The 12981-nt window shown below is 45.1% G+C and carries 11 protein-coding genes and 1 pseudogene; 2 read left to right on the top strand and 10 right to left on the bottom strand.

Translation table 11 applies throughout. From position 1 onward, the window contains the following. Position 1: 1 nt before the first annotated feature. The 10 genes and pseudogenes from flgK to NST62_RS02315 form a co-directional block, all read right to left on the bottom strand. Positions 2-1576, bottom strand: a complete 1575-nt coding sequence (gene flgK / locus NST62_RS02360) for a flagellar hook-associated protein FlgK (RefSeq protein WP_141601735.1) — start codon at positions 1574-1576, stop codon at positions 2-4. A 533-nt stretch (positions 1577-2109) separates the two neighbouring features. Then, positions 2110-2607, bottom strand: a complete 498-nt coding sequence (locus NST62_RS02355; protein ID WP_328215496.1) for a flagellar protein FlgN — start codon at positions 2605-2607, stop codon at positions 2110-2112. 112 nt (positions 2608-2719) lie between these two features. Next, positions 2720-2983, bottom strand: a complete 264-nt coding sequence (gene flgM, locus NST62_RS02350; protein WP_141601737.1) for a flagellar biosynthesis anti-sigma factor FlgM — start codon at positions 2981-2983, stop codon at positions 2720-2722. A 143-nt stretch (positions 2984-3126) separates the two neighbouring features. Then, positions 3127-3552 (bottom strand): TIGR03826 family flagellar region protein, encoded by a 426-nt coding sequence (locus tag NST62_RS02345; protein ID WP_141601738.1) that lies wholly within the window; start codon positions 3550-3552, stop codon positions 3127-3129. Positions 3553-4332: 780 nt separating this feature from the next. Further along, complete coding sequence (locus tag NST62_RS02340) at positions 4333-4983, bottom strand: ComF family protein (protein WP_342463106.1); 651 nt, start codon at positions 4981-4983, stop codon at positions 4333-4335. 72 nt (positions 4984-5055) lie between these two features. Next, complete coding sequence (locus tag NST62_RS02335) at positions 5056-6486, bottom strand: DEAD/DEAH box helicase family protein (protein ID WP_328215494.1); 1431 nt, start codon at positions 6484-6486, stop codon at positions 5056-5058. Positions 6487-6607: 121 nt separating this feature from the next. Further along, positions 6608-7470, bottom strand: a pseudogene (locus tag NST62_RS02330) (DegV family protein). A gap of 571 nt (positions 7471-8041) precedes the next feature. After that, positions 8042-8605 (bottom strand): nuclear transport factor 2 family protein, encoded by a 564-nt coding sequence (locus NST62_RS02325; protein WP_342463105.1) that lies wholly within the window; start codon positions 8603-8605, stop codon positions 8042-8044. Between the two features lie 410 nt (positions 8606-9015). After that, on the bottom strand, positions 9016-9690 hold the full coding sequence (locus NST62_RS02320) for a response regulator transcription factor (protein ID WP_141601743.1): 675 nt from the start codon (positions 9688-9690) through the stop codon (positions 9016-9018). A gap of 25 nt (positions 9691-9715) precedes the next feature. Beyond that, entirely contained in the window at positions 9716-10888 is a 1173-nt protein-coding gene (locus tag NST62_RS02315; protein WP_342463104.1) for a histidine kinase, read from the bottom strand. Positions 10889-11058: 170 nt separating this feature from the next. On the opposite strand from NST62_RS02315, the gene NST62_RS02310 reads away from it, so the two are divergent. Both NST62_RS02310 and NST62_RS02305 read left to right on the top strand, forming a co-directional pair. Beyond that, positions 11059-11694 carry a YigZ family protein gene (locus tag NST62_RS02310; RefSeq protein WP_141601745.1) on the top strand — a complete coding sequence of 212 codons (636 nt, stop codon included), beginning with the start codon at positions 11059-11061 and terminating at the stop codon, positions 11692-11694. Between the two features lie 219 nt (positions 11695-11913). Then, positions 11914-12981, top strand: coding sequence for an LCP family protein (locus NST62_RS02305; protein ID WP_342463103.1), 1068 nt, complete (start codon positions 11914-11916; stop codon positions 12979-12981).

Here is a 12981-nt window from a genome sequence, read left to right as displayed (position 1 = left end):
CCTATAGTCCAACACGGCCCATTCCGTTAATGATTTTGTCCAATGTTTCATCAATTACCGTAATCATTCGGGCGTTTGCATTGTAAGCTTGTTGGAATGCAATCATATTCGTCATTTCTTCGTCGAGGGAAACGGAACTGATGGATGCCCTTCTTTCGGAAACGGATTGCTGCAATGTCAAGGCGTTATAAGTCAAACGCTGGGCTTGTTGACCATCGACGCCCAATTGGCCGACAATTCCTTCAAAGCAGCTTTGAACGCTTATGTTTCCAAGGCCCGCAATGGGATTGAACTTCAAATTGGCAAGGGCCAATGCATTTTTTCCGTTTCCCGGCTCGGCCTGATGTTCCGGTGAGTTTGATGCCGCAATCTTATTTGGATCATTGACGATTTCATTCGAAACATAAATATTTCCTGCAGTGATGTTTACAACATCAGCGGTCTCTTTATTAACAAAAAAGTTGACGCCTTTAGCCCCATCCAAATCGGTTCCGGATGTGTGAATGTTGTTGAATGCCTCCGCGAATTCCTTTGCCAATGTATTGATCTTCTCAAGCATTTCAGGGAAAAGGCCTTTTTCGGTACCATCTGCCGCCACATAGCCAAATGAATCCACCAGGGATTTTAATTTACCTAAATTGCTGAAGCTGTCGATACTGAATGGCCCTCCATCCCAGTCATTTCCTGATGGGATATCGTTTCCTTGGCTGTCTACCAATTTGAACCCTTGTACACTGTTTTCTGGCGTCAGGCCATCGCTTGTGTCTCCATCTATTCGGAACTGAACGAAGTCTTTGCCATCAATCAATTTCACTTTTGTTCCATCTTTCAGCTTCAAATACACTTTGACAGGGCCTTCCGCAATTGGAAGGGCATTACCGCCGGATTTGCCATACTCCAATTCAATCGGAAAATAGGTGGACAATTGGTCAAGCAACTTATCCCTTTCATCATACAAATCATTTGGCATGTAGCCGTTCGGTTCCACCGTTTGAATCTGATGGTTGAGCTGTGCAATTTGCTGCAACACGGAGTTGGCATCTCTCAACAGAATGCCGATTTCATTGCCGGCATTTTCTTTCAACTGCTGAATTGAATTATGTATGTAATGAAAAGAATCAGCAACCGCAATCGCCCGCTGTACGACTACCGCCCGGGCGCCTCCGTCTTCCGGCTGTACGTGCAAGTCCTGCAAGGCATTCCAAAACTCATCCAATGCTTTTGCCAAACCGTAATCGGATGGTTCATTCAAAACGTCTTCCAATTGGCTGATGGCCTTGGATCTTGCCTCCCAATACCCCAATTTGTTCGTTTCTTGACGATATTGCTGGTCAACAAAGGCATCCCATATCCGCTGTACCGATCCTGCTTCTACACCCGTCCCGATATGTCCCGCCGTTTTGGGAGCGTTCAAGCCGGAGCCGGGATAGCCGAGGGTCGGCTGCATGTTGACCCGCTGCCGGGAGTAGCCTTCCGTATTGGCGTTGGCGATGTTGTGTCCCGTTGTATATAAAGCGCTTTGCTGCGTGAACAGGCCGCGCTTGCTTGTTTCCAGTCCCATGAATGTGGAGCGCATAAGGTCTCCTCCTTGCAAAAAATTTCTTTCGCGGAAAGGTCGTCTTCCGCTGCCTATATTAATATGGAAGGAAATCGCAAATCCTTCCGAAGTTAGAAAGAAGAAGGGGGCTTCAAATCAAGCCGAATTCTATAGGCAAAGCCAGAGAGGGGTTCAGGTTCCGAATCGGCCAGAGATTCCGCTTTTGCTTCAAATGTATTTCCGAATCCTGCAATATGTATCGAAAGGGTCCATGAAAGTCCCTTCCGGCGTGAAAAATATGTATGGTTGCTTGCGAAAGGATCGGAATTTAAGATTCCCCTTTCGCGAAGATTTCCCGATTCCCGCGGAATGAGGAATGCTCCTCCTGATGGTCCCAAGGAATCTTCCAAAACCCCATCCTTAAAGGGGCGCCAACCATTCTGCCATCTGTACATTGGGATTCAAAGAGCCGCTCCAACCTGAATGCCAATGTTTGCGAATTGCCCATCCGCGAAATTCTGCCGTCTGCCGTAAATCTGGAATCGCGGATTACCCCAAATCAGTCCCTAAACCTACACCTGCGAATCGAACAGCGACTGCCGGGAAGCGCCGCCTCCTTGCGACGTCCTGCCGGAATAATTGATCGGCTCAGCCTGCGGACGCAACATGTTCAATGTGACATTCACAAACTGCAATGAGTTCAAAATCAACTGTTGGTTCAACTCATTTTGCCGTTTCAACGCTTCAATCACATTCATCAACCGGCTTCGCACGTCAGCCAGCCGTCTCCGTTCCTCCTCATCTTCCACCGCTTCCATCAGCTCCGCAACGGTCGGCGGGCCGGACACTTTCAATCCTTTCGCCCGGAAATATTCCTTCACCTTCTCCTGCCGCTGCGCCTCCAGCTGCTCGATGGCCGCCACGTGGGATTGCTCGATTTTCAGTATGTTGTTCAATTCATCCACGTCGTTGTGTTTCACAAGTTCTGTTTTTTGATGGGCGTAATCAAGCAGGCTCTTATGCATTTTCTCAAGTTTTTCCAAAATTGAAAGAATCGGTTGAATGGACATGGTTCGGTACTCCTTTATATCCTTTTAAGAAACCTTTTCATCGGGCTTTCGCCATTGGCAAGCTCCTTGAAAAAATTTTTCCGCAATGGACAGAAGCTTTTTCAAAGTTGCGTCATTTCCGGTAAAATCTCAGCAGATCCTCCGCCAATTTGTGCGCATCCACCTGATATTGGCCGGATTGGATTTGCTGTTTAATGCGCTGGATTTTCTCCGCGCGCTCTTTCTTATAATCGGACGCAATGTGCAATTCTTTCGCCGCATCCGAAATTTCGATTTTATCTACATAATGGGCAGATTTTTCTTTCGGCGCAGCCACATTGCGGATCTGTTTGCTATACGGATTCACTGAATTTGTTTGAACTGGATGAATTTCCACAAGTTAGCCCCCTTCCTTTAACCTGTCTAATTCTTATTTCGGTTTGTTCACGAAAATGTTAAATAAAAAATAAAAAAACTCACATTCCCGTTATAATGATTAAGTATATCAACAATGGGGATGTGAGCAAGGTTATGTATGATTTAATCCTTGTTAATTTTTTCGCGGTCTGCCAAGTATGTATTTCTTTCATGTTTTTTTATGTTTTCCCGGAATTCCTTTGCCGCTTCAAAAGCGCGCAAATCCGATTTCAATTCTTCCGTGCAGCGTTCGCATAATCTCCCTTTTTTTGTCAACCGTCCGCAATTGTCGCAGGGGTAGCCCAGGTTCGGGAATACAGCCGGATGCAGGCGTCCTTTCCGCACCCATTTAAATAACAATTCCCTGTCGACGCCGGTCGCTTCAACGATCCGATCCACCGTCGCCGCGCGGTTCTCCCGTTTTCTCAAGAAACGATAGACGATTTGATACAGTTCTTCTTCTTCTTTGGCACACTTATAACAGACATCATTGAAGCCGGTATAGTTGAAAAACTCCCCGCATCTGGGACAATTCCGGATTTCTGCCACGACAATCCCTCCTATCCAAAAAATCTGTATTTGCCATTTATTATACATCAATGAATGCGGTTGCATAAGGAGATTTTCCATTCGTGCAAGTTCTTATGTGATCAAGGGGAGTATCCTTATGGCCAAGGGGATTCCTATGTGCCCAAGGGGTGTTTTCATGCTACCAAGATGAATGCCCTTCTGCCCAAGGTCATTCTCTATCTGCCCAAGATAGCTCTCCATCTATCCGAGGGGATTCCCTATGTGCCCAAGATGAAATCCCATATGCCCAAGGTGTTTTTCCATGTGCCCAAGATGGATTCTTTTATGCCCAAGGGAGATTTCCATAGTGCAAAATGAATTCTCATATGCCAAAGCCCATTCCCTATATGACCAAGCTGATTTTACATCCGCCCCAGCACATCTCGCATAAACCCCACCCGCACAAGTTTGCTCTCCATCCGTACAAAAAACCGACTTCCCTGACCGCTCCCCAAAGAAATAAAAAAAACGAGCGGGTTGGAAAAGACATCCTTTTTCCAAATCCGCTCTTTTGGGCTTTTTGGACAGCCCTTCGCCAAATCCCGGCCATCCGCCAGAATCAGACGAGGAAAGGGAGACAGAAATGAGAAGATACAATCGCTGGATTACACTCCAGCAAGCAAAAAACCGAAGAAGAAAAGGACTGCAAAACAGCCTTTGCCCTTCATTCAAAGGAGCAAATATAATACTCGCCGCTCAAATTATTGCATAAATCGCCCCGCACAATTTTTGTAGAATTTGTTTCAATTTTATGACAACTTAAAACATCAATGGGGATGCTTTTATGGCTTCCTGGCCTCCTTTCGCCCTGATCAAAGTAAAAGCTTTGACCGATTTGGCTCCCCCCTCCATCAGCACCTGTGTGGCATGGCGGATGGTCGTGCCTGTGGTATAGATATCATCCACAAGGAGAAGATCCTTTCCCTCCACTTGCGCATCTTCCCTTAACACAAAAAGTTGGGGCGTTTTCATCCGTTCCTTCCTCGATTTCCCGGCCTGCGCTTCCGTTGTCGTTTTTTCCAGCACATGAACAAAGGGGATGCGCGCCTGCCTGAGCAATTCATCCACGTGGCTGAACGTGCGTTCCTTCCATTTCTCCGGATGCATTGGAATCGGAACGATCAGTTCTTTCCGGTTTTTCAAATGCCGATGAATTTCCCCGGCGAACACTTTGGCAAGGAGCACATCACGCATGAACTTGTAGCGGTGCAAATAATCTTGCATCGCTTCGTTATAGTAATAAAGGGAATCAACTTCTTCGTTCCCCTCATGACGATACCGCTCAAATTTCCCTTCGCATTCTTGGCATATCGCCTGGGGGAACCGGTTGACAAACAGCCTTTTCCAATCCATCCGAATCGTGAGCGGTGCATTGCAAAGAAGGCAATGGTCGATTTCGCGCCGGTTCATCCAATCCCCCTTTTTTCCGGAATTCGCCATTTTCATTTGCCGCTCGTACTCAGCTAATGGAACAACCGTCTTTCATGTTCGAAATCCTTCCTTATTTAACCGAAGAATTTCATTTCTTGCCGCGTCCATTTCGACGGAGATGCCGTGGTGAAAAAAGACGATGTCCCCATTTGGAAAATCCGCATGCCGCCCCGCCCTGCCGCTGATTTGAATCAGCGCGCCGGACGTGAAAATCTTGGATTCCGCCCCGACCACCGCCACTTGCACATTTTTGATCGTCACCCCCCTCTCCAGAATCGTTGTGGTCAATAATCCGGGGATCTCCCCATTCCGGAGTTTCATCACCTTCTCCTTCCGTTCCGGATCTTTTGCGTGAACGCCGCAAATGTCCGGATGGATCTCCTGAAACAAAGGGATCGCCTTTTCCATCAACGGAATCGCCGGAAAGAAAATAAAAAACGGTTCCTCTCGCCCAAGTCTCCTCTTTGTCCAATGCATCAGCTTCTTCGGCAGTTTCCCTTTATCGATTTGCCTGTCATAAAACCAAAGGGGCTCAAACCTCGGCACCGGAAGCGGGTGGCCATGGTACCTTCGCGGAATAAAAGAACAGCCCCATCTTTCTTTTTTCACTTTCGTCAACAGCTCCGAGGTTGGCGTTGCCGTGACAAATGCAACGGGCGCACCCTCTTTCCTTGCTTTCCAAACCGCCTTTTGCAAAGACCGGTCATAGGTGTATGGAAAAGCATCCGCTTCATCCACAATGACAACATCGAAGGCCTTTTCAAAACGGTAAAGCTGATGGGTCGTGGCAATCACAAGCTGCGCAAGGCCCTTTTGCTCCGGGGCATCGCCATAATAGGCATGCATAATCGTATTTGGAAAAGCCTTTTGGAAACGGGGAAATAATTCCAATACGACATCCGTCCTCGGGGTGGCGATGCAGATTCTCCATCCTTTCCGCAAACAATGGAACACGGCCGGGAACAATATCTCCGTCTTCCCCGCACCGCAGACCGCATGCAATAAATGGTTCCTTTTCCGCCCAATGCTCTCCCTTAGTTCTTCGGCCGCTTGTTGCTGCAGGACGGTAAAAGAGCCGTTCCAATCAAAAACATGCCGTTTCGGGAATATGCCGGAAGGGCCGTTCCAAACCAACAGTTCCGTGCAGCAGCTCATCCTCCCCATATTGATGCAATGCCTGCAGTAAACACACGCTTTCCCGCATCGGGCGCAGTCGAATTCCACAAATTCGCGCTGATTGTCGTTATGGCAGCGGTTGCAAAAATATCTTTTTCCGAAAAGAGACGGGGAGGATGGTTTGATTGATATTGCCGGTTTGATTTTGAAAAAACTTCTTGAAATATAGCAATCCAGCTTTTCTTTTGAAAAAGGGGCGTGTTCCCTGGACCAGATTTTCCCCAGAAAGAAATCCCGGATTTCCGGCTCCGCAATGATTCCCTTGTACCGCTTCGACTCCCGGTTTCTCCGCAAAATGTACTTCATGGTTTCCTCCTTTCTGGACTTCATACATCCGTCCTTTTCTGAATGACAGAACAATTTACTCCCTTTTTCATGGATTCCACCTTCCAACCCCAATAAAAATAGCCCCTACATTCCGTAGAGGCTACACTCCCTGTTCTTCTTCGCTTACCGGCACCCAGCCGAGCCCCAAAGAACCTTCGCCCAGATGCGTGCCGATGACCGGTCCGAAATAGCTCAATGAAAATGCCACATTTGGAAACTTTTCCTGCAGTTTCGCCATCCATTCGCGGGCTTCCCGCTCGCGATTGGCATGAATCACCATGGAGTAAAGCCGGTCATATTTTGCCGCATCTTGCGCCAGAAGCTCTTCCACCCGGTTCAGCGCTTTTTTCTTCGTGCGGATCTTTTCAAAAGGCACAATGACTTTATTTTCAAAATGAAGCACCGGCTTGATTTGCAACAATCCTCCGACAAGGGCCGCGGCCGAGGAAAGCCTTCCTCCCCGTTGCAAGTGGGACAAATCATCGACAATAAAGTAGCACGCATTTGGCGTTTTATTTCTTCCAGTTTCTCCAAAATCTCGGAGGAAGATTTCCCTTCTTGCGCCATTTTCGCAGCCTGGATCGCATAATACCCTTGCGGCGCGCAGGAAATCTCGCTGTCGAAACCATGCACTACAATGCCTTCCACCATGCTTCCCGCCTGCAGCGCGCTCTGGAACGTGCCGCTGATGCCGCTGGACAAATGAATGCAAATCACTTCATCATAGTCTTTTGCCAATGTTTCGAACAACTCCACAAATTTTCCGATCGGCGGCTGGGAAGTCTTCGGAAACACTTTGGAATTACGGACTTTATCGTAAAACTCCTGTGCCTGGATTTCAATTTCCTCTTCATAAACGCCGTCTTCCAGCGTGACGCTCAAAGGGATCATGAAAATATTGTATTTCTTCCGCTCTTCGGGCGATAAATAGGCAGTACTATCGGTTACGACTGCAATGCTCATTTTCCACACTCCTATGAAACCTATCATACAGTAATATTGCGTTCTTGAAAATATCCTTCAGTACTTTCCTGAAAAGCCGAACAATCATAGAATACCTTCAAATTGCGCCATAGGCTAGAGGAAACAGAAAATTTTTTCTCCCTCCGGCTTTCGTGGAAATGGAGGACCTTCCTTGATGGAATTATATTGGAAAGCATCATCCCCATTGGAACAATATATTCGCAAAACTTGATATGACAATTGCCGGCAGATGAAATTGAGAACATCGCCAACTTTAAATTTATTATCGCCGCTTCAGGCCATTTTATCGTCGAAATCCACTAAATAATCGCCATGAGACAAAAATCCTCTTCCGGCCATCGGATAATCGCCAATTCCGAAAACATAATCGCCATTCTAGGTCATTTTATCTCCATTTTCCGGAAAATCATCGCCAAGCCGAATGAAATCCTCTTCCCGAACCTTGATAATCGCCAATTCCATCGCCAAGTTGATAAAATTCTTCTTGCCATCTCCACTTCCGATGACAATAAAAAAGGAGGGCTTGCTTTTCGCCCTCTTTCTTCATCCGTCATTCATCCAATTTTTCCATGCCGACAATCCGGGTAATTTTCCAATCGCCATCTTCTTTGACAAAGATGGTGACTTGTCTCACCGTCCGGTTGAGCGTGGCATCGGTGCCGTGTTCTTTTACATGATAATCGATGTTGGCAACCACTTGCGCTTCATCGTCGCTGTATTTCACAATAGTCGCATCCGAATCGACAAGCTTCACATCATGATTTTTAAACGTTTCCTTGACCACTTCGATTTCTTCGTCATAATTGAATCCGCTGGCGTTTTTGGAAAGAACTTTTCCATATCGCCCGATATCTTTGTCGTTGAAGGCATCAATATATTCGTTAAAGGCAGTCATAATTTTTGCTTTTTCCGCCGCCGGAACATTTTCGGCTTCCACGAATGCTTCGCCGATCATTTCAAAGCCGACGGAATCCTCCGGCTGCCCGTTGGATTTCTCATGGTTGGCCGTTGCATTATAAGCTTCTTCGGATGTTCCGTTGGATTCTGATTTTGTATTGCCGCATGCAGATAACAGGAAAACTGCCGCCACTGCAAACATCAGCCATTTCTTCATGTACCTTTACCTCCCCTGCGCACTATTGTAGCATAAGTACCATTTCCATTTCTATCGGCACAAATTTTTCTTCGGCCTTTCAATTCCTTCCCATACCCTTTGGCTCAAACCTCATTTTCATATGCTTATGGAATTAGCACCACACCCTTTTCGGCAAATCCGGTGGAAAGGCAGTTTGCCTTCCATGCGAAAGACATTCTTATGACGAAATCACTATGAACATTGTTGCATGTGGAAAGCAAAAACATATCATCGGAGACGCGGTTCCTTTCCGACGCTTCCATTGCTCACCAAAATCCCCCATTGTGCCGCTTTCAGCCAAAAAATAAAAATCCAATTAACGGTTTACCGTTAATTGGATTTTGCAGATAGAAATATGTAATCTCTATTTCTAAATGTCTATGTGTGAATTACCTTACTTCCACCCAGCCGTTCTTAATGGCAGTCACCACTGCTTGAGTGCGGTCGTTGACATTCATTTTTTGCAAAATGCTGGATACATGGTTTTTCACCGTTTTTTCGGAGATGAACAATGTTTCGCCGATTGCACGGTTGGACTGTCCATCCGTCAATAACTGCAACACTTCGCATTCACGTTTTGTCAACAAGTGGAATGGGCGTCGTACTTCTGTTTGATGGAAGCTTCCTTTATTTTCGTTTTCGCTTAATCGGCGGAATTCTGCCACCAAGTTTTTCGTCACTTTCGGATGCAGGTAAGAACCGCCGTTTGCCACCACTTTGATGGCTTCCACAATTTCATCCGCATCCATTTCTTTCAGCATGTAGCCCAATGCGCCGGATTTCAATGCATGCGTCACATAAGATTCATCATCATGGATGGAAAGCATAATCACTTTGGCATCCGGGAATTCTTTGATGAGTTCCGCTGTCGCTTCCACGCCATTTTTTCCCGGCATGTTGATATCCATCAGCACGACATCCGGGAAATGCTCACGGTACATGCTGACGATATCGGTGCCGTCATCGCCTTCCGCCACCACTTCAAAAGTCTCTTCAAACTCCAAAATGCGTTTTACCCCTTCACGGAATAGTTGATGATCATCGATGATAATGATTTTTGTCACAAAACATTCCCCCTCTAAACAAATCTCATTTGTCAGATTTCAGTTGTTGGTCTGGATATGGTATTTTAAACATCACTATCGTTCCGCAGCCCACTTTTGACTTGATTTCCATTGAACCTTTTAAGATTTCCACTCTTTCTTTCATTCCGATGATACCAAAGGATTGGTCCCTTTTCTTGCCAGGGTCGAAACCATTTCCGTTATCTTTCACAATGACGTTCAAACTGTTGGGATTCCATTCGAGCTTGACCCAAATATCTTTCGGTTTTCCATGTTTGACGGAGTTATTCACGCATTCCTGGACAAGCCGGAAAATGGCGACTTCGTAGTTTGAAGGCAACCGGATTTCACTGTTATAGGATTGAAAATGTATGTCAATTCCTTTGTTATAGTCCATGATAGTACATAAATATTTTTTTAAAGTCGGAACAATGCCTAAATCGTCCAAGGCCATTGGGCGCAAATCGTAAATGATTCTTCTGACTTCGGACAACGCTTCCCTTACGGCCGCTTTGAGGGCGGAAATTTCCCGCATGGCTTCTTCCACGCCTTTTTCGCGGTAAATTCTTTCGATCAAATCCGTGCGCATCAAAACGTTGGCCATCATTTGCGCAGGGCCGTCATGGATTTCCCGGGACAATTTTTTCCTTTCTTCTTCCTGAGCCGCAATGATATTGATGCCGAATTCATGCTTCAATTTGGCTTCTTCCAGAGCAGCACCCACACTTTTTAAATCGGATGTCAAATAATTTAGCACGACATTCACTTGGTTTACTATATGATCGGCCCGTTGTATTGTATCATATAGTACTTTCAGCCGGCGTTCAAGGTCATCCCGCTTCTCCCTCAAGCTCCGTTCTTCCGCTTCGGAAAGGGACAGGCGGATTTGCAAATCCTGGGCAATTTCGTATACCTCCTTGATTTGCTGTTCGGAATATCTATCAAAATTTCTGCTGACCTCAACGAGCCTTTGTTTCGCCAATCGTGTTTGTCGTGCCAACGTATCGCTGTTTTGGATAACAACCTTCAATTTTTGCTTGATCATTTCCAATTCGATTTTCATTTCTTCAAAGCTTCTGCGGCTTTGTTCGCTGATGGCGAAAATATCGTTTTTCGAATTGGTTATGTTTTCAATCATCCGATTAAAAATAAAATCGATGGACTGTATATCAATTTTGCTTTTTTCATCTAAATGCATGATTTGTCCCCAACCCATAAGGTGTAATATAATATAAAAAAGTTCATAGTAGTAAATAAGGTTATGATTTTAACATTATTATACCATTTTCAAAGGAAGATTTAAGAAAAAATTTTATTACAATTATTACAAAATACATTGGTCTTTTGGAAGATAAAGGAGTATCAATAATGCGAAAAGACTACAAAACGGTAAAGGGCTACGGAGAAAAAGAAATTGTCATTTCCAAATCCCGCTTCATTGCTTACGTCAACAGAGCGGAAACGGAAGAGGAAGCGATAAATTTTATCAATAAAATAAAAAAACTTCATTATAATGCGACCCATAATTGTTCATGCTATTTGATTGGGGAACATAATCAAATCCAGAAAGCCAATGATGATGGGGAACCCGGCGGGACGGCAGGCGTTCCCATGTTAGAAGTGCTGAAAAAGCAGGGCCTCCAGGATACGGTGGTGGTTGTGACGCGATACTTCGGAGGCATCAAGCTTGGAGCGGGAGGGCTTGTCCGCGCTTACAGCAAGGCGACATCGGAAGGGCTTGCAGCGGCGCAGATCGTGGAAAGAAGGCTTCACCATGTCATGAAAGTGACCATTGATTATACATGGCTTGGAAAAGTGGAAAATGAAATCCGCAATTCGCAATATACGCTGGCTGACATACAATATTCCGATCACGTGGAAATCTTCGTCCATGTATTGAAAGACGAAGAACAGGCCTTTACGGAATGGATGACGGAATTGACGAACGGTCAGGCAAAAATCGATTGCGTCGACAAAATTTTTGTTGAGAAAGTGGTAAGTTGAGTTTTGTTTGGATTTTCCTAGCAAAAATATTGAAGATTTTTGTCAAAAATGCTTTGTCATATTTTTTTAATTTACTGTTTTTCGACATCGTAGTATAATTAAGCAGATTTAACAATTTGTTTTTCGCATAAGATTTACCTGTGATGAATCTTATCATGAAAGCCAATAATAAACCTAACAAAACATTATTCCTACGCACGTTAGAGGAGAGTTTTCCAAATGAAACGAACTGAAAAAAGAAATAAAAGGACCAAATTATCATTGATGCTTAAAGTATTTGCAATTTTTGCTGCATCATTCCTGATTTGTGCAACCGCCTACGGAATCTATTTAACGAAAAAAGCCGAGCACGCAGCAAATCAGTCTTATGAAGAATTAGACCGACAATCCTCTTCCAAACGGGATACTAAAGCTGAAGCGTTGAGCGACAATATCTCCATTTTATTCATCGGAGTGGACGACAGCGAAGTGCGCGCCCAAGGTTCAGACCATTCCCGCTCAGACGCATTGATGCTGATGACCTTAAACCGCAAAGAAAAATCCGTGAAATTGTTGAGCATTCCCCGAGATTCTTACGTATATATTCCAGATGTAGGTTATGAAGATAAAATTACACACGCCCATGCCTTTGGAGGTACACAGGCCACAATCGAAACAGTGGAAGAGCTGCTGGACGTTCCGGTGGATTACTATGTACGGATGAACTTCAATGCATTTATTGAAGTGGTCGATGCCCTCGGCGGAATTGATTTGGATGTCAATATCCCATACGCTTTCTATGAAAAGGACGAAAACGATCAATATTCCATCTATTTGGAACCCGGATATCGTCATTTGAATGGACGCGAAGCATTGGCATTGGCAAGAACGCGGAAACATGATACAGATATTGCCCGCGGAGTACGCCAGCAGGACATTTTGAAAGCCATCGCCAAAAAAGCTTTATCGGTTTCCTCCATTTCCAAATATGATGACGTGATTGTGGCAATCGGCGACAACATGAAAACAAACTTGACCTTTGATGACATGAAAGCATTGCTTGCTTATTTCTCCGGCGGCATGCCGCAAATCGACACCCTCACGTTGCAAGGGGAAGGCGACATGTCTACAGGCATTTACTACTACAAGCTGGATGAAGAATCTTTGGAAGAAACAAAACAAATTTTACAAACCCATTTGGGCATCATCCCGGGTAAATCAAGTTCAAACATCTCCGAAATCGGCAGTGAAGACGAAGAATATAATGATTCTTATTCGTATTCTCCCGCATCCAACTGGAATCAATAA

The organism is Ureibacillus sp. FSL K6-8385 (assembly GCF_038593155.1).
Taxonomy (GTDB): Bacteria; Bacillota; Bacilli; order Bacillales_A; family Planococcaceae; genus Ureibacillus; species Ureibacillus terrenus.
The sequence above is the reverse complement of the archived record's forward strand: the minus strand, read 5'-3'. Positions and strand labels throughout refer to the sequence as shown.